General features: G+C 72.6%; 20 protein-coding genes. 9 read left to right on the forward strand and 11 right to left on the reverse strand.

Going from position 1 to position 20,670, the window contains the following annotated elements:
* Window positions 1-102 precede the first annotated feature (102 nt).
* Complete coding sequence (locus ACH499_RS16065) at window positions 103-1,143, reverse strand: NAD(P)-dependent alcohol dehydrogenase (protein ID WP_356199867.1); 1,041 nt, start codon at window positions 1,141-1,143, stop codon at window positions 103-105.
* A gap of 153 nt (window positions 1,144-1,296) precedes the next feature.
* Between ACH499_RS16065 and ACH499_RS16070 the strand changes: the two genes are divergently transcribed.
* On the forward strand, window positions 1,297-2,169 hold the full coding sequence (locus ACH499_RS16070; protein ID WP_356199869.1) for a helix-turn-helix transcriptional regulator: 873 nt from the start codon (window positions 1,297-1,299) through the stop codon (window positions 2,167-2,169).
* An 88-nt stretch (window positions 2,170-2,257) separates the two neighbouring features.
* Here ACH499_RS16070 and ACH499_RS16075 read toward each other — a convergent pair whose 3' ends face one another.
* On the reverse strand, window positions 2,258-3,505 hold the full coding sequence (locus ACH499_RS16075; RefSeq protein ID WP_399016316.1) for an Ig-like domain-containing protein: 1,248 nt from the start codon (window positions 3,503-3,505) through the stop codon (window positions 2,258-2,260).
* 226 nt (window positions 3,506-3,731) lie between these two features.
* Window positions 3,732-4,085: a hypothetical protein gene (locus ACH499_RS16080; protein ID WP_356199872.1), complete on the reverse strand. Its 354-nt coding sequence runs from the start codon at window positions 4,083-4,085 to the stop codon at window positions 3,732-3,734.
* A 109-nt stretch (window positions 4,086-4,194) separates the two neighbouring features.
* Here ACH499_RS16080 and ACH499_RS16085 point away from each other — a divergent pair, with 109 nt between their 5' ends.
* A complete protein-coding gene (locus tag ACH499_RS16085; RefSeq protein ID WP_399016318.1) occupies window positions 4,195-4,512 on the forward strand; it encodes a hypothetical protein in 318 nt (105 codons plus the stop codon).
* A gap of 127 nt (window positions 4,513-4,639) precedes the next feature.
* On the opposite strand, the gene hutH is transcribed toward ACH499_RS16085, so the two are convergent.
* The 3 genes from hutH to ACH499_RS16100 all read right to left on the reverse strand — a co-directional run bounded on the left by hutH (window position 4,640) and on the right by ACH499_RS16100 (window position 8,296).
* A complete protein-coding gene (gene hutH / locus ACH499_RS16090; protein ID WP_356199911.1) occupies window positions 4,640-6,178 on the reverse strand; it encodes a histidine ammonia-lyase in 1,539 nt (512 codons plus the stop codon).
* A gap of 88 nt (window positions 6,179-6,266) precedes the next feature.
* Window positions 6,267-7,415: a sensor domain-containing diguanylate cyclase gene (locus tag ACH499_RS16095; RefSeq protein ID WP_356199878.1), complete on the reverse strand. Its 1,149-nt coding sequence runs from the start codon at window positions 7,413-7,415 to the stop codon at window positions 6,267-6,269.
* Window positions 7,416-7,495: 80 nt separating this feature from the next.
* On the reverse strand, window positions 7,496-8,296 hold the full coding sequence (locus tag ACH499_RS16100; RefSeq protein WP_356199879.1) for an enoyl-CoA hydratase-related protein: 801 nt from the start codon (window positions 8,294-8,296) through the stop codon (window positions 7,496-7,498).
* Window positions 8,297-9,124: 828 nt separating this feature from the next.
* Here ACH499_RS16100 and ACH499_RS16105 point away from each other — a divergent pair.
* Window positions 9,125-9,691 carry a hypothetical protein gene (locus tag ACH499_RS16105; RefSeq protein ID WP_399016320.1) on the forward strand — a complete coding sequence of 189 codons (567 nt, stop codon included), beginning with the start codon at window positions 9,125-9,127 and terminating at the stop codon, window positions 9,689-9,691.
* 18 nt (window positions 9,692-9,709) lie between these two features.
* On the opposite strand, the gene ACH499_RS16110 is transcribed toward ACH499_RS16105, so the two are convergent.
* Both ACH499_RS16110 and ACH499_RS16115 read right to left on the reverse strand, forming a co-directional pair.
* Window positions 9,710-10,849 carry an adenylate/guanylate cyclase domain-containing protein gene (locus ACH499_RS16110; protein ID WP_356199883.1) on the reverse strand — a complete coding sequence of 380 codons (1,140 nt, stop codon included), beginning with the start codon at window positions 10,847-10,849 and terminating at the stop codon, window positions 9,710-9,712.
* 216 nt (window positions 10,850-11,065) lie between these two features.
* Window positions 11,066-11,929, reverse strand: coding sequence for a biotin--[acetyl-CoA-carboxylase] ligase (locus ACH499_RS16115; RefSeq protein WP_399016322.1), 864 nt, complete (start codon window positions 11,927-11,929; stop codon window positions 11,066-11,068).
* A 110-nt stretch (window positions 11,930-12,039) separates the two neighbouring features.
* Here ACH499_RS16115 and ACH499_RS16120 point away from each other — a divergent pair, with 110 nt between their 5' ends.
* From ACH499_RS16120 to ACH499_RS16135, 4 genes are all read left to right on the forward strand, one after another.
* Window positions 12,040-13,641, forward strand: coding sequence for an acyl-CoA carboxylase subunit beta (locus tag ACH499_RS16120; RefSeq protein ID WP_356199886.1), 1,602 nt, complete (start codon window positions 12,040-12,042; stop codon window positions 13,639-13,641).
* Window positions 13,642-13,650: 9 nt separating this feature from the next.
* Complete coding sequence (locus tag ACH499_RS16125) at window positions 13,651-13,860, forward strand: acyl-CoA carboxylase epsilon subunit (protein WP_399016325.1); 210 nt, start codon at window positions 13,651-13,653, stop codon at window positions 13,858-13,860.
* A gap of 132 nt (window positions 13,861-13,992) precedes the next feature.
* On the forward strand, window positions 13,993-14,121 hold the full coding sequence (gene mmpB, locus ACH499_RS16130) for a morphogenic membrane protein MmpB (protein ID WP_356199889.1): 129 nt from the start codon (window positions 13,993-13,995) through the stop codon (window positions 14,119-14,121).
* A gap of 31 nt (window positions 14,122-14,152) precedes the next feature.
* Window positions 14,153-14,776 carry a nucleoside triphosphate pyrophosphatase gene (locus tag ACH499_RS16135; protein WP_356199891.1) on the forward strand — a complete coding sequence of 208 codons (624 nt, stop codon included), beginning with the start codon at window positions 14,153-14,155 and terminating at the stop codon, window positions 14,774-14,776.
* Here ACH499_RS16135 and ACH499_RS16140 read toward each other — a convergent pair.
* Entirely contained in the window at window positions 14,745-15,224 is a 480-nt protein-coding gene (locus ACH499_RS16140) for a hypothetical protein (protein ID WP_399016327.1), read from the reverse strand. The two genes, ACH499_RS16135 and ACH499_RS16140, sit on opposite strands and share 32 nt — an antisense overlap.
* Window positions 15,225-15,597: 373 nt before the next feature.
* On the opposite strand from ACH499_RS16140, the gene ACH499_RS16145 reads away from it, so the two are divergent.
* On the forward strand, window positions 15,598-17,370 hold the full coding sequence (locus ACH499_RS16145) for a biotin carboxylase N-terminal domain-containing protein (protein ID WP_356199894.1): 1,773 nt from the start codon (window positions 15,598-15,600) through the stop codon (window positions 17,368-17,370).
* Window positions 17,371-17,466: 96 nt separating this feature from the next.
* On the opposite strand, the gene ACH499_RS16150 is transcribed toward ACH499_RS16145, so the two are convergent.
* Both ACH499_RS16150 and ACH499_RS16155 read right to left on the reverse strand, forming a co-directional pair.
* Window positions 17,467-18,447, reverse strand: a complete 981-nt coding sequence (locus ACH499_RS16150) for a DeoR/GlpR family DNA-binding transcription regulator (RefSeq protein WP_356199895.1) — start codon at window positions 18,445-18,447, stop codon at window positions 17,467-17,469.
* A 168-nt stretch (window positions 18,448-18,615) separates the two neighbouring features.
* Complete coding sequence (locus tag ACH499_RS16155) at window positions 18,616-20,064, reverse strand: NAD(P)H-quinone dehydrogenase (protein ID WP_399016330.1); 1,449 nt, start codon at window positions 20,062-20,064, stop codon at window positions 18,616-18,618.
* An 84-nt stretch (window positions 20,065-20,148) separates the two neighbouring features.
* On the opposite strand from ACH499_RS16155, the gene ACH499_RS16160 reads away from it, so the two are divergent.
* Window positions 20,149-20,586 (forward strand): gamma-glutamylcyclotransferase, encoded by a 438-nt coding sequence (locus ACH499_RS16160; RefSeq protein WP_356199899.1) that lies wholly within the window; start codon window positions 20,149-20,151, stop codon window positions 20,584-20,586.
* Window positions 20,587-20,670: the final 84 nt, after the last annotated feature.

Below are 20,670 nucleotides of genomic sequence, written 5' to 3' on the forward strand. Positions count from 1 at the left end.
GGCGGCCCGGCTCGCGCCGCCGGTGTCCACTCCCACGAACCACAACGCATGACGGCTCCCGGCGATTCCGCGTCCGGCCGGGCGTGGGCGCGGCCGGAGGCGTCAGATGGTCGCCGTGTCGATCACGAAGCGGTAGCGGACGTCGCTCGCCAGGACGCGTTCGTAGGCGTCGTTGATCTCGGAGGCGGCGATCAGCTCGATCTCGGCGCCGATGCCGTGCCCGGCGCAGAAGTCCAGCATCTCCTGGGTCTCGCGGATGCCGCCGATCATGGAGCCGGCGAGGGTCTTGCGGCCGCCGATCACCGAGAAGAGGTTGAGGGAGACCGGCTCCTCGGGGGCGCCGACGTTCACCAGGGCGCCGTCCGTCTTCAGCAGCGAGAGGTAGGCACCGAGGTCGAGCGGGGCCGACACCGTGGAGACGATCAGGTCGAAGGTGCCCGCGAGCTGCTCGAAGGTGGCCGGGTCGCTGGTGGCGTAGTAGTGGTCGGCGCCCAGCTTCAGCCCGTCCTCCCGCTTGCGCAGGGACTGCGACAGGACGGTCACCTCGGCGCCCATGGCGTGCGCGAGCTTGACGCCCATGTGGCCGAGGCCGCCCAGGCCGACGACGGCGACCTTCTTGCCGGGGCCGGCGTTCCAGTGGCGGAGCGGGGAGTAGGTGGTGATGCCGGCGCACAGCAGGGGCGCGGCCTCGTCCAGGGCGATGCCGTCGGGGATGCGCAGGACGAACGCCTCGTCCACGACGATCTTCTGCGAGTAGCCGCCGTAGGTCGGCTCACCGTCCTTGCCGACGGCGTTGTAGGTGCCCACGTTGCCCTTCGCGCAGTACTGCTCGAGGCCGGCCAGGCAGGCGTCGCACTCGCGGCAGGAGTCGACCATGCAGCCGACGCCCACCCGGTCGCCGACGGCGAACTTGGTCACGCCGGGGCCGACCTCGGAGACGACGCCCGCGATCTCGTGGCCGGGGACCATCGGGAAGAGGGCCTCGCCCCAGCCCTCGCGGGCCTGGTGGATGTCGGAGTGGCAGATGCCGGCGAACTTGATGTCGATCAGGACGTCGTGCTCGCGCACCTCGCGCCGCTCGATGGTCGTGCGCTCCAGCGGAGCCTTGGCGGCGGGTGCGGCGTACGCGGCGACAGTGGTCATGCCGGGGTCTCCGGAATTCTCGTAGAGGGGTCTTCGGCCTCCACCCTGCCGCTTCGCCCGGCCGGCACCCAGACCACGGTCGTGCCTACGTCCAGCGTTCCTACCACCGACGGGGACAGCCTCCTGTGCGTACGACCGGGAATACTGGAGGGCATGGATGGACAGCTTGACCGGCGTGCCGAACTGAGCGAGTTCCTGCGGAGCCGGCGGGCCAGGCTGAAGCCTCAGGACGTGGGGCTGCCGGACTTCGGACGGCACCGCCGGGTGCCCGGACTGCGCCGCGAGGAGCTGGCGCAGCTCGCCGGGGTGTCCGTGGCGTACTACACGCGGCTGGAGCAGGGCAACGGGCAGAACGTGTCCGCGGAGGTCCTGGACTCCATCGCCCGGGCGCTCAGGCTCACCGACGCCGAGCACGCCCATCTGACGCACCTCGCCAAGCCGAAGCAGCAGCGCCGCCGTGCGGTGGCACGGGGGCAGCGGCCGGTGCGGGTGGCACTGCTCCAGCTCCTGGAGTCGATCGACACGGTGCCGGTCTACGTGTCGGGCCGCCGGGCGGAGATCCTCGCCTGGAACCGCATGGCCGCCGCCCTCTTCGGCGACTGGGGCCTGCTGCCGGCCCAGGAGCGCAACTGGGCGCGGCTGGTCTTCCTGAACCCGGAGTACCGCGAGCTGTTCGTCGACTGGGACCAGAAGGCGTACGACATGGTCAGCTTCCTGCGCATGGACGCGGGCCGGCACCCGGACGACCCGCGGCTGTCCGCCCTGGTCGGCGAACTGTCCGTGAAGAGCGAGGAGTTCCGGCGGCTGTGGGCCACGCACGACGTCAAGGAGAAGAGCTACGGCGTCAAGCGGCTGCGGCATCCGCTGGTGGGGGAACTGACCCTGTCCTTCGAGACGTTCCGCCTGGTCGACGACGACGAGCAGGCGGTCGTCACCTACCACGCCGAGCCGGGCTCCCCCTCGGCCGAGGCCCTGCGGCTGCTGGCGAGCTGGGGCACGGACGCGGCGGCCCCACTGGCGCAGTGAGGCCGCCCGTACGGCGGACGCCCGCCGCCCCCGGTGAGGGGCGACGGGCGTCCGTTCGAAGTCGCGGTGAGCCGCGGGGCGTTCGGCGTCAGACCGCCGAACCCGCCTTCCACTGGGCCCAGTCCATGTTCCAGCCGTTGAGGCCGTTGTCCGGGGCGATGGTCTTGTCACCGGTGTTCTGGACGACGACCACGTCACCGACGATCGAGTTGTCGTAGAACCAGGAGCCCGGCGTGTTCGGGTCGCCGGCGCCCTTGACGTCGGCGAGGCCCACGCAGCCGTGGCTGGTGTTGGCGTTGCCGAAGATGGACTTGGCGCCCCAGTAGTTGCCGTGGATGAAGGTGCCGGAGGTGCTCAGGCGCATGGCGTGCGGCACGTCCTTGATGTCGTACTCGCCCTTGCCGTCGTCGTCGGTGAAGCCGACCGTCGCGCCGTTCATCCGGGTCTCCTTGAACTTCTCGGAGATCACCATCTGACCCTCGTAGGTCTTGTTGTCGGGGGAGCCGGCGGAGATCGGGATGGTCCGGATCGTCTTGCCGTCCTGCGTGACCTTCATCTGCTTGGTCTTCGCGTCGACGTACGAGACCTGGTTGCGGCCGATCTTGAAGGTGACCGTCTTCTGCTGGACGCCGTAGACGCCGTCGGCGCCCTCGACCCCGTCGAGCGCCAGCTTGAGGGTGACGGTGGAGTTCTCCTGCCAGTAGTTCTCGGGGCGGCAGTCCATCCGCTGGGTGCTGAACCAGTGGCAGGCGACTTCCTGGCCGCTGCTGGTGTCGACCGTGATGCCCTTCTGGACGGCGGCCTTGTTGGTGATCTCCTTGTCGAAGTTGATCGACACGGGCATGCCGACGCCGACCGTGGTGCCGTCGTCGGGGGTGAAGGTGCCGATGAAGCTGTTCTTCGGGGAGACCGTGGTGAACGAGGCGTTCTCGTGGGCGGCGCGGCCCTCGGAGTCCTGCGCGCTCGCGCTCAGCTTGTAGGTGGTGGCCCGCTCGAGCTGCCCGGTGGGCTTCCAGCTCGTCTTGTCGGCGGATATCTGGCCGCTGACCTCGGTGCCGTCGGTGGCGGTCATCTTGACCTCGGTGAGCGTTCCCTTGCTCACGGTGACGGCGGCCGAGTTGTTGATGGAGGCGTTGTCCGACCCGTCCGCCGGCGTGATCTTGATCTGGGCCTCGGAGGTCTTCTTCGCCGCCGCCTCGTCGACCTGTGCCTGCGAGGCCTTGTCCCCACCCCCGGAGGTGCCGGCGTCGCCGCTGGAACATGCAGAAAGCACCAGCACACCGCCGAGCAGTGCGGACGCGGCCACCAGGCCCTTGCGCCGCTTACCGTCCGTCATCACACGCTTCTCCATCGTTGCCGAGTCCAGAAACCCCGAGCTCCCCCGTCAATGCGTTTCAACGCTACGACCGGTTCGTCCCGTTCCATATCGCGGGCAGGTGTGGGACACACCACGTCCGCCGCGGAGCGGCGAGCGGTGCGGGGGGCCGGTCGGCGCTTCCCTTGAGACGGAGAAACCCCGGACGGCGGTTGCCGCCCGGGGGTCACGATTTCCCCACGGGCCGTCAGCCGGCCGCCGTTTCCCCGTCTTCCGGTTCGTCCTGGCCGCCATCATCCTCGTCCAGGTCCCAGTCGGGCGAGGCGGGGTCGTAGTCGATCTGCTCGCTGCTCCAGGAGGCTTGCTGCAGTTCGACTCCGGGGACCGCTCCGACCAGGTCGAACGGGTCCACGAGGCAGGCCAGGGCCTCCGCGGTGTCCTCGGTCACGGCCCGTTCGGTGTGCGCCCGTTCCGCCTCGGAGAGCGCGGAGTCGGCGGCGAGTGCCTGGAGCGCGGCACCGGTGACCGCCTCCTCGTCGTCGACGGCCAGCACGAGGTCCACGCGAAGTCGCACAAAACGTGATGTCTCAGGAGTGCTCATGCCCGGAGAGTACGGCCGGGCGCTCCCGTGACTTTCCTGTGACCCGCGACTTTCACTAACATCGGCCCACACGGCCAATTCGCCAGCGCCACAAGGGGATCGATATTCCGTGTCATCCGCTCGCCGTCCATTGCTGACCGCCGCCGCCGCGGGCGGTCTGCTGTGCGCCCTGTGGTTCGTCCCGTCCGCGAACGCGACTCCCGAGAGCCCGGCCGCCGAGGCCGCCTCCACGAACCCGTCGCCGCAGGTCACCGAGCAGGCCAGAGCCCTGTCGGTGGACACGGCGAACTCCGGTGACGACAGCGCCCGCCTCGCCGACACCGGAAGCTTCGACAGCACTCCGTACGTCATCGGCGGCACCGCCTGCCTCGGTCTGGGGGCGGGGTTCGTCGTCTACTCGGTGCGCCGGGAACGCTTCGATTTTTAAGAACAGTTGACGTTCTTTTGGGTCTCTTGACCTTCCAGGGCATACGTACCCACCCATGCCGCGGGGCCCCCGTCGACCGACAGGGGCCCCGCGTGTTCCCGGCCGGCCACTCCGGCGGCCGTAACGGCTAGCGCAGCGGTCCGGTGACCGTCTCCGCCGCGGCCACCAGGGCTCCGCTCCGGACGAACGCGTCCGCCGCCGCGAGGTCGGGCGCGAGGAACCGGTCCGGTCCGGGGCCCGCGACACCGGCGGCACGCGCGGCGTCGATCACGGCCCGCGAGGCCGGGGCGGGGGTGAGGCCCTCGCGGAGCTCGATCGCGCGCGTGGCGGCGTACAGCTCGACGGCCAGCACCCGGGTGAGGTTGTCGACGGCCGTGCGCAGCTTGCGCGCCGCCGACCAGCCCATGGAGACGTGGTCCTCCTGCATCGCGGAGGACGGGATCGAGTCCGCGGACGCCGGTACGGCGAGCCGCTTCAGCTCGCCGACCAGGGCGGCCTGTGTGTACTGGGCGATCATCAGGCCGGAGTCGACACCGGCGTCGTCCGCCAGGAACGGCGGCAGGCCGTGGCTGCGGTTCTTGTCCAGCAGCCGGTCGGTGCGCCGCTCGGCGATGGAGCCGAGGTCGGCGACGGCGACGGCGAGGAAGTCGAGCACGTAGGCGACCGGGGCGCCGTGGAAGTTGCCGTTGGACTCCACGCGCCCGTCGGGCAGGACGACGGGGTTGTCCACGGCCGCCGCCAGCTCCCGCTCGGCGACCAGGCGGGCGTGGGCCATCGTGTCGCGCCCGGCGCCGGCGACCTGCGGGGCGCAGCGCACCGAGTAGGCGTCCTGCACGCGGGGGGCGTCGTCCTGGTGGTGGCCGGTCAGGCCGGAGCCCTTGAGGACGGCGAGCATGTTGGCGGCGCTGGCGGCCTGCCCGGGGTGCGGGCGGATGGCGTGCAGCTCGGGGGCGAGCACCTTGTCGGTGCCGAGCAGGGCCTCCAGGGTCAGCGCGGCGGTGACGTCGGCGGACCGGTAGAGGGTGTCGAGGTCGGCGAGGGCCATGACCAGCATGCCGAGCATGCCGTCGGTGCCGTTGAGCAGGGCGAGTCCCTCCTTCTCGCGCAGCTCGACCGGGGTGATCCCGTGCTCGGCGAGCAGCTCACCGGCCGGCCGCACCGTGCCGTCGGGGCCCTCGGCGTCACCCTCGCCCATCAGGGTCAGGGCGCAGTGGGAGAGCGGGGCGAGGTCGCCCGAGCAGCCGAGGGAGCCGTACTCGTGCACGACGGGGGTGATCCCGGCGTTGAGGACGTCGGCCATGGTCCGGGCGACCTCGGGCCGGACGCCGGTGTGCCCGGAGCAGACGGTCTTCAGCCGCAGGAACATCAGCGCGCGGACCACCTCCCGCTCGACGCGCGGCCCCATCCCGGCGGCGTGCGAGCGGACGATGTTGCGCTGCAACTGGGCACGCAGGTCGGGGCTGATGTGCCGGGTCGCCAGGGCCCCGAAGCCGGTGCTCACGCCGTAGACGGGGTTCGGCTCGGCGGCCAGCGCGTCCACGATCCCGCGCGCCGCGGCCAGTGCCTCCACGGCCTCGCCGGACAGCTCGACCCGGGCGCCGCCGCGCGCCACGGCGAGGACGTCGGACGCCGTGACACCGGACGTCCCCACCACCACAGTGTGCATATTCATATTCAGGAGCGTACGCAGTGAATTCGATGATGTCACCCCTGGATCCGGCGGGCGCCCCTTACCCCGTGCGGGCACGCTCGCCCTACGGCGCGTGCCGCCCGCGGAAGCGGCGCCGCTCCCCGTCCTCCTCGCGGGTCGGCTCGTCGGCCAGGCGCACGACCGGGTCCGCGGGCCCCTCGCGGCCGGCCACCACCGGGCGGTCCGTCCGCTCGGCCTTGGCCCGGTACTGCGCGGCGTCCGCCAGCCGGAACAGCCTCCGGGCGGAGCGGACCGGACCGACGGGATCCTCGGTGGACGCGACCCCGCAGGCCACCCCGTCACCCAGCTCCAGCTCGGCCGCGCGGCGGCACAGCTCCTCGGCCGCCTTGACCACCGCGTCGGCGGGCGGTCCGACCGCGAGCAGGCAGAACTCGTCGCCGCCGAGCCGGGCCGCGAGCGCACCGGGCAGCATGGCCCCGCACAGCGAGAGCACCGACCCGAAGCGCTCCAGGAGCCGGTCGCCGACGGCGTGCCCGTGGGTGTCGTTGACCTGCTTGAGCCCGTTGAGGTCGCACACGACGAGGCTGACGACGACCCCCTCCGCGCGGTGCCGCTCCACCGCCTCGTCCAGGCGGGTGTCGACCGCCCTGCGGTTGGCGAGCCCGGTGAGCGCGTCGGTGTACGCGAGGCGCCGGACCTCCTCCAGCCGCTCGGTCTGGGCGATCCCGGCGGCCACCACGGAGGCCAGCACGGTGGCGAAGTCGGCGTCGCCGCGCTCGAAGACGGGCTCGCCCACCGGACGGGCCACGTACAGCTCGCCCCAGGCACGCCCGTGCAGCACGATCGGCGCGACCACGCAGCAGCCGCGCCCCCGGCGGCGCAGGGCCGCGACGCGCTGGTGGACGTATCCGGGGCTCCCCGCGGCGGGGCCGGCGGCCGTCTCGACCCAGGCGTCGGGCTCGCCGCCGCCGGCCCAGCGCTCGTGCAGGAACTCGGTGATCTCCGCGAACTGGTGCACCGGGTAGGACTCGTCCTCGGGGAACTCCTCCTCGTCCTCCGCCCGCTCGCCCACGTTCACCAGGACCCGGAGCCGGCCGAGCTCGCGCTCCCACACCGACAGGGCCGCGAAGCTGCCGCCCAGCGCCCGGCAGGCGCCGACGGCCGCCGCCCGCCACGCCTCGCGCGAACTGTGCGCGGCGGCCATACCCTGCGCCAACGCCACGACGGCCGCGAGCCGCCTGTCCTCACCCATCACTCCAGGCTAAGGACCTTCCGGCGCGAACGCTGACATGAACGACGCGAACGGGGACCGGTCCCGGGCCGCCCGCGGGGTCACTCCCCCGGCCAGCGCGGCGCCCGCTTCTCGTTGAACGCCGCCACTCCCTCCGCACGGTCCCCGGAGAAGGCCACCGACCGCCACGCCGCGTCCTCGACCTCCAGTCCGGCCCGCAGATCCAGCCCGTGCCCGAGCCGCAGCGCCCGCTTGGCCGCCCGCAGTCCGACGGGCGAGTTGGCGGCCATCCGGGACGCCAGGGCGAGCGCCTGCTCCCGGTCTTTCCCCTCGTCCACCAGCTCGTCGACGAGCCCCAGCTCACGCGCCTCGACGGCCTCGACCCGGCGTGCCGTGAACACCAGCTCGGCGGCGCGCGCCGCTCCGACCCGGCGCGGCAGGAGCTGCGTGCCGCCGCCGCCCGGGATCACCCCGACCGACACCTCGGGCAGCCCCACCACGGCTGTACGGTCGGCCACGATCACGTCGCACGACAGCGCCAGCTCGAAGCCGCCGCCCAGCGCGAACCCGTGCACGGCGGCGACGGTCGGCACGGGCAGGTCCAGTACGGCGGTGTAGGCGCCGCGCGTCACCGGCCGCTGCCTCAGCAGGTCGGCGTCGGAGAAGGAGTTGCGCTCCTTGAGGTCGGCGCCGACGCAGAACGCCCGCTCGTGCGTGGAGGTCAGCACCACGACCCGTACGTCCCGGTCCTCGCCCAGCGCGGCGCAGGCCGCGCTGACGGAGCGGGCCATGTCGGTCGAGACGGCGTTCATGGCCTTCGGCCGGTCGAGGGCGAGCTCCGCGACATGTCCGTCCCCGTGCCGCCGCACCACGACGAACTCTCCGAACCGCTCCTCGCTCATGACACCCTCCGGTTAACGCGGGTTAACAATCCGACCGCCCGATCATCGCAGGCGGAGGCACGCGGGGAAACCCCGGGCACGCCCACCGGGGCACCCTGCCCCCGCTTACCCGTTCGAGTGACGTTCCGCCATTCCCCCCGCGCCCGCCCACCCCAGCGCCTATGGTCGCTCGCCACAGCGCAGCGACGGGGGCACCTGCGCAGGGGAGGGATCATGGGGACGGACACGACGGCGAAGGCCGCGACGGACACGCCGACGACCACCGCGACGGACACGCGGGCCGCACCGCACGCACCGGCCGGCACCGCTGCGGAGCCGGCGGAGACAGCGGCCGCGACGGATACGACCACGAGCACGACGGCGGCTCCACGACCGGGCGCCGCCAACGGCCCCAAGGCCACGTCGGCGCGGCCCGCGACGGACACGCCGACGACCGCCACGCCGGCCACAGCGGCAGGCGCCTCGACGGAAACGCCGACAGGCGCGACGGCAAGCACGCAGGACGCGCCAGGCACGCCGACCGACGCGACGACCGACGCCGCGACGGCCACACCACCGGACGCGACCACGGGCCCGGAGGTCACACCGGAGGTCACATCGGCGCGGCCCGCGGCGGACAGGCCGGCCGCCGCCGAGCGGGGCACCCCTGTGGACGCACAGGCCGCACAAGACGCGCCGGGCACGCCGACCCCGACGGCAACGGAGACAGCCACCACAGCAGCCACAACCACCCCGCCCACCGTCGCGGCACCTCCCCCGCGCCCCCGCGCCCGGGGCCGTCACCGGCGGACGAGGCCCCGTAAGGCGCTGCTCGCCCTCGGGGGACTGGTGCTGGCGATCGGTGCGCTGAGCCTCGTACGCCTGGGCACCGAGACCGGGGTCGGCGCACTCGACGGCTTCGGCGCCGGAGCGGCGCCCCGCGTCGAGGCGGGCGAGGACACCGGCGCGGACCGCGGCTCCCCCGCCGGCACGGGCGAGGGCACCGGCACCGGGCCCGCCGCGAGCCCGTCGGCGACGTCCCTCATGGACGGGATGAGCGCGCCCCCGGGCCCGGCCCTCATACCCGGCGCGTCCGCGAGCGGTTCCCCGGGCAGCCCGCCGTCCCCGTCGGCCCCGGACGACCCCGCACCCTCGTCGGCGGCGGACGCCACGGGCGTCCCGGAGGCCCCGGAGGGGCCTCACGCGCCGGGGACCGGGGCCGGGGAGCCCACGCCTCACCCTCCACAGCAGACTCAGCCGACCCAGCCGCCGCCCGGCACCGGTGCTCCCGCGCCGCGTCCCACGCCCACTCCGACCCCGAGCCGCAGTACGCCGCCCGCACCGCAGCCGGCGGATCCGGGACTGTGCGTGCCGATCATCGGTCTCTGCGTGGACCTGCTGCTCGGCGGCGGCTGAGCAGCGCCGCTCCCGCGGCTACTCCCCGCCGCCGTCCCGCCGGGTGAGCAGCCACGGCTCGACCACGCCGAGACCTCGTACCGGCCGCTGCCACATCGGCTGGAGCGCGAAGCGGTACACCGGGGGCTCCTCGCCCTCCTTCTCCGCCGCCGCGGCCTCCTCGGCCGCCTGCGCCTCGGAGGACGGGGCGTCGCGGGTGCGGATCAGCTCCTCCGCGAAGGCGGAGTCGATGAGCACGGCGTCCTTGGGGGCGATCGAGGTCAGCCGGGAGGCCAGGTTGACGGTCGTGCCGAAGACATCGCCCATCCGGGTGGTCACCGTGCCGAAGGCGAGGCCGACGCGCAGCTCCGGCATGGTCTCGTCGTTCGCCATCGTCTCGATGAGGCGCAGGGCGATCTCGGCGGCGGTGCCCGCGTCGTCGGCGACGTACAGCACCTCGTCGCCGAGGGTCTTGATCAGGCGTCCGCCGCGGGCGGCCACCAGGTCGGCGGCGGTGGTCTCGAAGGCCTCGACGAGTTCGCCGAGCTCCTCCTCCTCCATCCGGCGGGTCAGCCGCGTGAAGCCGACCAGATCGGCGAAGCCGACCGCGAGCCGCCGGTCCACCATCTCCTCGTCGTCGCCGGCCTGGACGACCCTGCCGGTCGAGGCGGCGAGCTGGCGGCGCCAGACGTAGACGAGGAATTCCTCCAGCTCCGGCAGGAGCAGCTCGATCAGGGGGTACGTCACCTCGGTGCGGGTCATCCCCGGCTCCGGCGGCTCCGTCAGGCCCTCCAGGAAGGAGTCGATCTGCCACTCGGCCAACCGGGCGGTGGTCTGCCCGGTCGACCGGGCCACCTGCACGGCCATGGCCTCGCTGAGCAGCCCCGCCTCCACGAGACCGGCCAGGCGCCGCAGGGCCAGGACGTCGGCCTCCGTGAGCGCCTTGGCCTGGCCTATGTCGGCGAAGCCCATCGCCCGCCAGAAGCGGGAGGCCAGTTCCATGGAGACGCCCGCGCTGCGGGCGGCCTGGAAGGGTGTGTAGCGGCGCTCGGCGCCCAGGATGAGCCCTTCGAGGCGCAGTGCGAGCGGGTCCTCGCCGGAATCGGCGGAGTCCGGGCCCGGCTCGGGGTCCACCCGGCCGTCCCCGTCCGCGCCGGAGCCCGTGTCGTCGACGGTCACGCCTGCTGCCCTTCCGATCTGCCGCGGTCAGGTATCGACCGCGCCCAACTTTACGTCAGGTGTGCCCCAGCTCACTCCCGGGAAGTCTCCGGCCGCGGCGGGCGGGCACCCGCACCCCTCCCGCCACCTGACCGGCCCGGACGCCCCCGGGCAACACGGGCGGGCCGCTCCCCGTGCCTCCGCCGGGAGCCGCTCGGCGCGCCCCCGGACGCCGCCTCACACCCCCCGCAGATGCACGATGTCCCCGGCCCCCACCGGCTGCTGCACCCCCGCGTCCGTGGCCAGGACCAGCCGGCCGTCACCGTCGACGGCCACCGCCTCGCCGACCAGGGAGCGGTCCCCCGGCAGTTCCGCCCGTACCGTGCGGCCGAGCGTCGCGCAGCCCGCCGCGTACGTCTCCTGGAGGCCGCTCGCCACCGGGTCGCCGCCCGCCGAGCGCCACCGGCCGTACCAGTCCTCCAGGGCCCGCAGCACGCCCCGCAGCAGCGGGTCCCGGTCGGTGCTCACGGCGCCGGCCAGCGCGAGGGAGCCCGCCCGGGGGACGGGCAGCTCGTCGGCCCGCAGGGTGACGTTCACGCCGACGCCGACGACCACCCCGTCGCCGGCTCGCTCGGCCAGGATCCCGCCGGCCTTGCGTTCCTCGCCGTCCACCGTGACCAGCAGGTCGTTGGGCCACTTCAGGGCCGTGTCCACCCCGGCCGCCCGGGACAGCCCGGTGGCGACCGCGACGCCGGTGAGGAGCGGCAGCCAGCCCCAGCGGGCCACGGGCACCTCGGCGGGCCGCAGCAGCACGGAGAAGAAGAGCCCGGAGCGGGCCGGCGCCGTCCACTGCCGGTCGAGGCGCCCCCGCGCGGCGGTCTGCTCCTCGGCGACGAGCACGCTGCCCTCGTCCGCCGTGCCCGCGGCGGCGCGGGCCACCAGGTCGGAGTTGGTGGAGCCGGTGCGCTGCACCACGTCCAGTTGCCGCCACAGTCCCCCCTCGCGCACCAGTCCCCGGCGCAGCGCCGCGGGGTTCAGGGGCGGCCGGTCCAGGTCGGACCAGCGGCTGCCGAAGGGGTCGGAGGCATCTCGGGGCGTCATGCAACCCACACTAGGTGTGGGAAACACCGCACTGCCGATCGGAGGACCCCCTACTACTCTACGGATGAGTAACCGTCCCCCCTTTTGAGCAGGCAGGGAGCCGCATCCCGATGTCCGAGCCGGAAGAGCAGCAGCCTGACATTCACACGACCGCGGGCAAGCTCGCGGATCTACAGCGCCGTATCCAGGAGGCTACGCACGCCGGTTCGGAACGCGCGGTCGAGAAGCAGCACGCCAAGGGCAAACTGACGGCGCGCGAGCGGATCGATCTCCTGCTCGACGAGGGGTCCTTCGTCGAGCTGGACGAGTTCGCCCAGCACCGGTCCACCAACTTCGGCCTGGACCGGAACCGCCCCTACGGGGACGGCGTCGTCACCGGCTACGGCACCGTCGACGGCCGCCCCGTCGCCGTGTTCTCGCAGGACTTCACCGTCTTCGGCGGCGCCCTCGGCGAGGTCTACGGCCAGAAGATCGTCAAGGTGATGGACTTCGCGCTGAAGACCGGCTGCCCGGTCATCGGCATCAACGACTCCGGCGGCGCCCGCATCCAGGAGGGCGTGGCCTCGCTGGGCGCGTACGGGGAGATCTTCCGCCGCAACACCCACGCCTCCGGTGTGATCCCGCAGATCAGCCTGGTCGTGGGCCCGTGCGCGGGCGGCGCGGTCTACTCGCCCGCGATCACCGACTTCACGATCATGGTCGACCAGACCTCGCACATGTTCATCACCGGGCCCGACGTGATCAAGACGGTCACCGGTGAGGACGTCGGCTTCGAGGAGCTGGGCGGCGCCCGCACCCACAACGCGACCTCCGGCGTGGCCCACCACATGGCGGGCGACGAGAAGGACGCCATCGAGTACGTCAAGCAGCTCCTGTCGTACCTGCCGTCCAACAACCTCTCCGAGCCCCCGGCCTTCCCCGAGGAGGCGGACCTCGCGGTCACGGACGAGGACCGCGAGCTCGACGTGATCGTCCCGGACTCGGCGAACCAGCCGTACGACATGCACGCGGTGATCGAGCACGTCCTGGACGACGCCGAGTTCTTCGAGACGCAGCCGCTGTTCGCGCCGAACATCCTCACCGGCTTCGGCCGGGTCGAGGGCCGTCCGGTCGGCATCGTCGCCAACCAGCCGATGCAGTTCGCCGGCTGCCTGGACATCACCGCCTCCGAGAAGGCCGCCCGCTTCGTGCGGACCTGCGACGCCTTCAACGTGCCCGTGCTCACCTTCGTGGACGTCCCCGGCTTCCTGCCCGGCGTCGACCAGGAGCACGACGGCATCATCCGCCGCGGCGCCAAGCTGATCTACGCCTACGCGGAGGCCACGGTCCCGCTGATCACGGTCATCACCCGCAAGGCCTTCGGCGGCGCCTACGACGTCATGGGCTCCAAGCACCTGGGCGCCGACCTCAACCTGGCCTGGCCCACCGCCCAGATCGCCGTCATGGGCGCGCAGGGCGCCGTCAACATCCTGCACCGCCGCACCCTCGCCGAGGCGGAGGCGAGCGGCGAGGACGTGGAGGTGGTGCGGGCCCGGCTGATCCAGGAGTACGAGGACACCCTCCTCAACCCCTACACGGCGGCCGAGCGCGGCTACGTCGACGCGGTGATCATGCCGTCCGACACCCGCCGCCACATCGTCCGCGGTCTGCGTCAGCTCCGCACCAAGCGGGAATCCCTCCCTCCGAAGAAGCACGGCAACATCCCCCTGTAAGGAGCCGCTGTGACGATCAAGGTCGTACGGGGCAATCCGACCCCGGAGGAGCTCGCCGCCGCCCTGGCGGTGGTCCGGGCGCGCGCCGCGGCGGCTCAGGACGAGCCGTCCGGCGCGCCGGGCCCGCGGGACGCGTGGTCGGACCCGTCCCGCATCGCCGTCGCCAGGGTCCCCCGGCCCGGCCCGGCGTCGTGGGGCCGCACCTACTGGCCCGGCTAGCGGACCGGGGCAGGGACGGGGGCCCTGCCGGCGTGCGGCCGCGCCGCGTGGGCGCACGCCGGGCCGTCCCCGCGTCCCAAATGAGTACCCGTACTCAAGCGCCGCCCCGTCGCCCGGCCGCACGCTGGTGTCATGCTGTGGTCCGACCCCGAGAACGAGCCGCCCGAGGAACTGCGCGACATGCAGGCCATGCTTCGGCGGCTGGGCGTTCTCCTGGCGCTGGCCATGGTGCTGGCGATGATCGTGGCCGGGCTCAAGTAGCCCGCCGGGGCACCGCCGCTACCCTGGCCGCATGACAGACCAGCAGCCCCGCCGCCGACTCGTCCTCGCCTCCCAGTCCCCCGCCCGGCTCGGGCTGCTGCGCCAGGCCGGGCTGGCGCCCGAGGTGATCGTGAGCGGCGTCGACGAGGACGCCGTCTCCGCCCCCACCCCCGCCGAGCTGGCCCTCGCCCTCGCCGAGGCCAAGGCCTCCGTGGTGGCCGCGAAGCCCGAGGTGGCCGGCGCGCTGGTGATCGGCTGCGACTCCGTGCTCGACCTGGACGGACAGGCCCTCGGCAAGCCCGCGGACGCCGAGGAGGCGACCGCCCGCTGGAAGGCGATGCGCGGACGGGCCGGCACGCTGCAGACCGGCCACTGCGTCTGGGACACCGTTACCGGGCGCCACGTCTCGGCGACCGCCTCCACCGTCGTCCGCTTCGGCGACCCGACCGACGAGGAGATCGCCGCGTACGTCGCCTCCGGCGAGCCGCTGTACGTCGCCGGGGCCTTCACCCTGGACGGCCGCTCGGCGCCGTTCATCGACGGCATCGACGGTGACCACGGGAACGTCATCGGCATCAGCCTGCCCCTCGTACGCCGGCTGCTGGCCGAACTGGGGGTCGGCATCACGGAGTTGTGGGAGCGGGCGGAGAGCTGACCGGGGAGCCGTCGTCGCCCTGGCCGCCCCCCGACGGTCCGGCGGCCGGCTCCGGCCGGTCGTCGTAGGTCATCAGCAGCAGCACGATGAGGGCGAGCACGAGGAGCATGGACAGGAAGGCCTGCCAGCCCACCAGCCCCCAGGTGAAGGCGCCGAGCAGTCCGTGGACCACGGCCGCGCTGATCAGCAGGACCCTGCCGAACCCGGCGGGCGGCCGGTCCCGCAGCGCCACCAGCAGGGCGACCAGGGCGCACAGGGCGAAGTAGAGCCCGAAGACCACGCCGCCGATCTTCGAGGACACGGACATCATGTCCGGGTCGAGGCCGGCCAGGGACATGTCCTGCCGGTCGACGACGACGCCCAGGAACCAGTTCAGCGCGGCGACTGCGAGCGCCTCCGCGAACAGCACGACCGCCACGATCCACGCCACCGGTCTGCGCACCGCCACCGGCCCCACCCACCTTCGACCGCTGCCGCCCCGGACAGCCGTTACCCCGAGTACGTTCCGGACGCCGCAAACGCTACTAACGGGTAAACCTCGCGGCAAGGGTTCTGCGACGGGCAAAGAATCATTGGGCCATTCGTAGGGACTCCACAAAGAATCGGAGTGGCGCGCGGCACGCTCTCACAGAGACCTTGGCCACACAAGAGGGCTAGGGTTACGCGGAGGAGTCCTGCGTAACGCGGTAGGACAAGGGATTTCGCGGGTCGAGCGAGCCTCGAATCACTCTCCGTGTGGGCAAGCTCACCATTGGGGACGGGTCGAAGTGCCGTGTCGGCAGTCCCTAAACTCGGCTTGTTTCAAGGAGGGAGCCTCAATCGTGCGCAAGGTGCTCATCGCCAACCGTGGCGAAATCGCTGTCCGCGTGGCCCGGGCCTGCCGGGACGCCGGGATCGCGAGCGTGGCCGTCTACGCGGACCCGGACCGGGACGCTCTGCATGTCCGCGCCGCTGATGAGGCGTTCGCCCTGGGTGGTGACACCCCGGCCACCAGCTACCTGGACATCGCCAAGGTGCTGAAGGCGGCGAGCGAGTCGGGCGCGGACGCCATCCACCCCGGCTACGGCTTCCTCTCGGAGAACGCCGAGTTCGCGCAGGCGGTCCTGGACGCGGGTCTCATCTGGATCGGCCCGCCCCCGCAGGCCATCCGCGACCTGGGTGACAAGGTCGCCGCCCGGCACATCGCCCAGCGTGCCGGCGCCCCGCTGGTCGCCGGCACGCCCGACCCGGTGTCCGGGGCGGACGAGGTCGTGGCGTTCGCCGAGGAGCACGGCCTGCCGATCGCCATCAAGGCGGCCTTCGGCGGCGGCGGACGCGGCCTGAAGGTCGCCCGCACCCTCGAAGAGGTCCCCGAGCTGTACGACTCGGCGGTCCGTGAGGCCGTGGCCGCGTTCGGCCGCGGCGAGTGCTTCGTCGAGCGCTACCTCGACAAGCCCCGCCACGTGGAGACCCAGTGCCTGGCCGACCAGCACGGCAACGTGGTCGTCGTCTCCACCCGTGACTGCTCGCTCCAGCGCCGCCACCAGAAGCTGGTGGAGGAGGCTCCCGCGCCCTTCCTGTCGGACGCCCAGATGGAGGAGCTGTACTCGGCCTCCAAGGCGATCCTGAAGGAGGCCGGCTACGTCGGCGCGGGCACCGTCGAGTTCCTCGTCGGCAACGACGGCACGATCTCCTTCCTCGAGGTCAACACCCGTCTCCAGGTGGAGCACCCGGTCACCGAGGAGGTCGCCGGCATCGACCTGGTCCGCGAGATGTTCCGCATCGCCGACGGCGAGGAGCTCGGTTACGGCGACCCGGAGCTGCGAGGCCACTCGTTCGAGTTCCGCATCAACGGCGAGGACCCGGGCCGCAACTTCCTCCCGGCCCCCGGCACCGTGACCGCGTTCAACCCGCCCACCGGCCCCGGCGTGCGCCTGGACGCGGGCGTCGAGTCCGGCTCGGTGATCGGCCCGGCGTGGGACTCCCTGCTGGCCAAGCTGATCGTCACCGGCCGCACCCGCAAGGAGGCGCTCCAGCGCGCCGCCCGCGCCCTGGAGGAGTTCCAGGTCGAGGGCATGGCCACCGCGATCCCGTTCCACCGTGCCGTGGTGCGCGACCCGGCGTTCGCCCCGGAGCTGACCGGCTCGGCCGACCCCTTCACGGTCCACACCCGCTGGATCGAGACGGAGTTCGTCAACGAGATCAAGCCGTTCACCGCCCCGGCGGACGCCGAGGCGGACGAGGACGCGGGCCGTGAGACGGTCGTCGTCGAGGTCGGCGGCAAGCGCCTGGAGGTCTCCCTCCCGTCCTCGCTGGGCATGTCCCTGGCGCGCACGGGCCTCGCGGCCGGCGCCAAGCCCAAGCGGCGCGCGGCGAAGAAGTCCGGCCCGGCTGCCTCGGGCGACACCCTCGCCTCCCCGATGCAGGGCACCATCGTGAAGATCGCGGTGGAGGAGGGCCAGGAGGTCAAGGAGGGCGACCTGATCGTCGTCCTGGAGGCCATGAAGATGGAGCAGCCCCTCAACGCCCACCGGTCCGGCACCATCAAGAACCTGGGCGCCGAGGTCGGCGCGTCCGTCACCTCGGGTGCGGCGATCTGCGAGATCAAGGACTGACACCCGTACGACAGCACCGGGGCGCCCGGCAGGCCGTTCACCGCGGTCCGCCGGGCGCCCCGCGTTTCACGGGGACGCGACGGACCGCACGGCCGTTCAGCGGCGGCGCAGATCCGCGACCCGGGCCCGCTCGGTCCCGGCGTTGTCGCCCAGTGCCGTGGCCGCCCGCAGCCCCGCCCCGGCACCGGGGACCTGGCGGCGCGGGCCGGGCAGCGGCACGTCCCGGCGCTGCTGCCGTGCCGGGGCGGAGTCAGCCCCGGCCGCCTGGGGGTTTCCCGCGCCGCTCCCGCCCCCCGAGGCCCCGGCCACGGCGATCTGCACGCCCTGGTCGGCGAGGGCCTGGAGCTCGGTGGCCGCGCGGTCGTCGTGGCCGGGCGGATCGTCCGTGACCAGGCGGGTGATGAGGTCCGTGGGCACGGTCTGGAACATGGTGTCCGTGCCCAGCTTCGAGTGGTCGGCGAGGACGACGACCTCGGCGGCGGCCTGCACCAGCGCGCGGTCGACGGACGCCGACAGCATGTTGGACGTGGACAGGCCCCGCTCGGCCGTCAGACCGCTGCCCGACAGGAAGGCCTTGGACACCCGCAGCCCCTGGAGGGACTGCTCAGCGCCGCTGCCGACCAGGGCGTAGTTGGACCCGCGCAGCGTGCCGCCGGTCATCACCACCTCGACCCGGTTGGCGTGGGCGAGGGCCTGGGCCACCAGCAGCGAGTTGGTGACGACGGTCAGCCCGGGCACCCGCGCGAGCCGGCGTGCCAGCTCCTGCGTCGTGGTCCCCGCCCCGACCACGATGGCCTCGCCCTCGTCGACGAGGCCCGCGGCGAGATCGGCGATGGCCGTCTTCTCGGCGGTCGCGAGATGGGACTTCTGCGGAAAGCCGGACTCCCGCGTGAAACCGCCCGGCAGTACCGCACCGCCGTGCCGGCGGTCGAGGAGTCCTTCTGCCTCCAGTGCACGCACGTCCCGCCGTACGGTCACTTCGGAGGTCTGGACGACGCGGGCGAGTTCACGGAGCGACACGGCTCCGTTCGCTCGCACCATTTCGAGGATCAATTGGCGACGTTCTGCAGCGAACACGAAACTGACAGTAACCCCAACGACCGTCTGCTTTCAGCAGTATGCGCCGAATAACAGAAGTTGTTCGCAGCGCAGGCAGGGAGGTGGTATATGCGCCTACTCCGGCCGCCTATGCCACCCGCAAGCGTCGCGACTCCCCGTGACCGGCGGGGAGTCGGTTCCGGCCGCTCAGCCCTCTCCGTTGGCCTTCCGGGTGTGGAGCTGGCGGGCCACCTCCGCGATCGATCCCGACAGGGAGGGGTACACGGTGAAGGCGTTCGCGATCTGTTCGACCGTCAGGTTGTTGTCGACCGCGATCGAGATGGGGTGGATGAGTTCGGAGGCGCGCGGCGCCACCACCACGCCGCCGACCACGATCTCGGTGCCGGGCCGGCAGAAGATCTTGACGAAGCCGTCGCGGATGCCCTGCATCTTGGCGCGCGGGTTGCGCAGCAGCGGCAGCTTGACCACGCGGGCGTCGATCTTGCCGGCGTCGACGTCGGCCTGCGTGTAGCCGACCGTCGCGATCTCGGGGTCGGTGAAGACGTTGGAGGAGACGGTCTTCAGGTTCAGCGGGGTCACGGTGTCGCCGAGGAAGTGGTACATGGCGATGCGCCCCTGCATCGCGGCGACCGAGGCGAGCGCGAAGACGCCGGTCACGTCGCCTGCGGCGTACACGCCGGGGGCGGTGGTGCGCGAGACCCGGTCGGTGCGGATGTGGCCGGAGTCCTTGAGCCTGACCCCGGCCTCCTCCAGGCCCATGCCCTCGGTGTTGGGGATGGCGCCGACGGCCATCAGGCAGTGCGACCCGGTGATGACACGCCCGTCGGCGAGGGTCACCTCCACCCGGTCCCCGACCCGCTTGGCGGACTGGGCGCGGGAGCGCGCCATGACGTTCATGCCGCGCCGCCGGAAGACGTCCTCCAGGACCGCGGCGGCGTCCGGGTCCTCGCCGGGAAGCACCCGGTCCCGCGACGACACGAGCGTCACCTTCGACCCGAGCGCCTGGTAGGCACCGGCGAACTCGGCACCGGTGACACCGGACCCGACGACGATCAGCTCTTCCGGCAGTTCCTCCAGGTCGTACACCTGGGTCCAGTTCAGGATGCGCTCGCCGTCCGGCTGGGCGTCGGGCAGCTCGCGGGGGTGGCCGCCGGTCGAGATCAGCACGGCGTCGGCCGTCAGCGTCTCCTCGGTGCCGTCGGCGGCGGTCACGACGACCTTGCGGGAACCGTCGAGGGCCTGCATGCCCTCCAGCCGGCCGCGCCCGCGCACGACCCGCGCGCCGGCACGGGTCACGGAGGCGGTGATGTCGTGCGACTGGGCCAGCGCGAGGCGCTTCACACGCCGGTTGACCTTGCCCAGGTCCACGCCGACCACCCGGGCGGCCTGCTCCATGGGCGGGGTGTCGTCGGCGACGATGATCCCCAGTTCCTCGTACGACGAGTCGAAGGTGGTCATCACCTCGGCCGTGGCGATCAGAGTCTTGGACGGCACGCAGTCGGTCAGCACCGACGCCCCGCCCAGACCGTCGCAGTCGACGACGGTCACCTCCGCGCCGAGCTGCGCGGCCACCAGCGCCGCTTCGTATCCGCCGGGTCCGCCACCGATGATCACGATCCGAGTCACGTATTCCATTGTCCCGCACCGGTCCACGTGGGACCGCCCGGGGGCACGTCTGTTACCGGAGCGACGCCGGGGAGGCTGCCGTACCCTCTCCCCATGTCGCTCTACGCCGCGTACGCCGGCAACCTCGACGCACGGTTGATGACGCGCCGCGCCCCGCACTCCCCGCTGCGCGCCACCGGCTGGCTGAACGGGTGGCGGCTCACCTTCGGGGGCGAGCACATGGGCTGGGAGGGGGCCCTCGCGACCCTCGTCGAGGACCCGCTGTCGCAGGTCTTCGTCGCGCTGTACGACGTCGCCCCGATGGACGAGGACTCGCTCGACCGCTGGGAGGGCGTGGGGCTGGACATATACCGCCGGATGCGCGTCCGGGTCCACACCCTGGACGGCGAGGAGAAGGCCTGGACCTACGTCCTGAACGCCTACGAGGGCGGTCTGCCCTCCGCCCGCTACCTGGGCGAGGTGGCGGACGCCGCGGAGTCCGCCGGGGCGCCCCACGACTACGTGATGGAGCTGCGCAAGCGCCCCTGCTGACGCGACCCGCATCTCGTCGGAAACGACAAGACAACGATCCCGATCCCGTGACCTCCGTCATCTACGCGCGTAGGCGTAAAGCGG

The organism is Streptomyces sp. NPDC018947, from assembly GCF_044390505.1.
In the GTDB taxonomy this organism is placed as follows: domain Bacteria; phylum Actinomycetota; class Actinomycetes; order Streptomycetales; family Streptomycetaceae; genus Streptomyces.

Coding starts and splice junctions, on each gene's coding strand:
- ACH499_RS16065 (WP_356199867.1), bottom strand. CDS start 1,143: ATGACCACTGTCGCCGCGTACGCCGCACCCGCCGCCAAGGCTCCGCTG.
- ACH499_RS16070 (WP_356199869.1), top strand. CDS start 1,297: ATGGATGGACAGCTTGACCGGCGTGCCGAACTGAGCGAGTTCCTGCGG.
- ACH499_RS16075 (WP_399016316.1), bottom strand. CDS start 3,505: ATGACGGACGGTAAGCGGCGCAAGGGCCTGGTGGCCGCGTCCGCACTG.
- ACH499_RS16080 (WP_356199872.1), bottom strand. CDS start 4,085: ATGAGCACTCCTGAGACATCACGTTTTGTGCGACTTCGCGTGGACCTC.
- hutH (WP_356199911.1), bottom strand. CDS start 6,178: ATGCACACTGTGGTGGTGGGGACGTCCGGTGTCACGGCGTCCGACGTC.
- ACH499_RS16095 (WP_356199878.1), bottom strand. CDS start 7,415: ATGGGTGAGGACAGGCGGCTCGCGGCCGTCGTGGCGTTGGCGCAGGGT.
- ACH499_RS16100 (WP_356199879.1), bottom strand. CDS start 8,296: ATGAGCGAGGAGCGGTTCGGAGAGTTCGTCGTGGTGCGGCGGCACGGG.
- ACH499_RS16115 (WP_399016322.1), bottom strand. CDS start 11,929: ATGACGCCCCGAGATGCCTCCGACCCCTTCGGCAGCCGCTGGTCCGAC.
- ACH499_RS16120 (WP_356199886.1), top strand. CDS start 12,040: ATGTCCGAGCCGGAAGAGCAGCAGCCTGACATTCACACGACCGCGGGC.
- mmpB (WP_356199889.1), top strand. CDS start 13,993: ATGCTGTGGTCCGACCCCGAGAACGAGCCGCCCGAGGAACTGCGCGAC.
- ACH499_RS16135 (WP_356199891.1), top strand. CDS start 14,153: ATGACAGACCAGCAGCCCCGCCGCCGACTCGTCCTCGCCTCCCAGTCC.
- ACH499_RS16155 (WP_399016330.1), bottom strand. CDS start 20,064: ATGGAATACGTGACTCGGATCGTGATCATCGGTGGCGGACCCGGCGGA.
- ACH499_RS16160 (WP_356199899.1), top strand. CDS start 20,149: ATGTCGCTCTACGCCGCGTACGCCGGCAACCTCGACGCACGGTTGATG.